This window comes from Methanobrevibacter oralis (assembly GCF_001639275.1).
Classification (GTDB): Archaea; Methanobacteriota; Methanobacteria; order Methanobacteriales; family Methanobacteriaceae; genus Methanocatella; species Methanocatella oralis.
In genome coordinates this window covers 1-844 of the sequence record NZ_LWMU01000015.1, presented here as the reverse complement: position 1 = coordinate 844, position 844 = coordinate 1, and the positions used below count along the sequence as shown (strand labels likewise).

General features: G+C 27.3%; 2 protein-coding genes. One reads left to right on the top strand and one right to left on the bottom strand.

The window, feature by feature from the left end:
• Positions 1-219: 219 nt before the first annotated feature.
• Entirely contained in the window at positions 220-354 is a 135-nt protein-coding gene (locus MBORA_RS11275; RefSeq protein WP_282955711.1) for a hypothetical protein, read from the top strand.
• A 184-nt stretch (positions 355-538) separates the two neighbouring features.
• On the opposite strand, the gene MBORA_RS10105 is transcribed toward MBORA_RS11275, so the two are convergent.
• On the bottom strand, positions 539-775 hold the full coding sequence (locus tag MBORA_RS10105) for a hypothetical protein (protein ID WP_248845824.1): 237 nt from the start codon (positions 773-775) through the stop codon (positions 539-541).
• Between the last annotated feature and the right edge of the window lie 69 nt (positions 776-844).

The window sequence follows — 844 nt, the reverse complement described above, 5'->3', positions numbered from 1 at the left end:
TATGTACTTTAGCAGGCATGCAAAAGCCAATTTATAGGACAATTTTAAGATTCAAATTGGATTATACCTGATTTAATTGATGAAGCTTTTAAAACAACTTTTAAAGATTTGCAAAAGAATAAAATCCGCCATTTAATTTTTAGATGGAACTAAAGTAAAAACATCTTTAAAAAATAATAACCAATGAACAACAATTAAAAATAATCATGAAAAGAACACTTGGAAGAAAAGTATTATAAATTGGATCAAGAAGAAGATTTGGAATTGGGCGATGAATCTGGAAAAATAGTGTTCCTGAATCATATTAACAAACAAACAAAAATTCCAAAAAAAACAGTAAGAAAAAATCAATAAAAAATCCTCTGAAAAAATGATGAAGACCAAAAATAAATTGAGAGCTTCAAGTAAAAAAACCTCTTAAAACAATCCAGAAGAAAAATCCTGAAAAAATTTACAAAAAAGCTTGAAAACACTCGAAGAAAAGCTTAAAGAATCCTGGACCTTGTTGAAATCCTAATTTAAAATTTTCACTACTCTGTCAATGTTGTAAACTGTTGTTTTGAGTCTTGTTTCTTTGTTTTGTTGTCTTGTTTTTTTTTTTGCTTTTGTTTGTCCCTGAGAATTTTCTTTTTATTACGCTGAATACACTTTCTACGTTGTTTCTTCTTGAATATATTTTTTTATCGAAGGTTTTTATGTTTAATCTTCTGTACCATCCGTGTTTGAAGTTGGATTTGAGTGGTATTTGGTCTGATGCTTTTATTTCTTCGTTTATGCATTCTCTTATTTTATTGGTGTCGTAAGCTTTGTCTGTTATTATGTATTTAATGTTGTATTTTTTTTA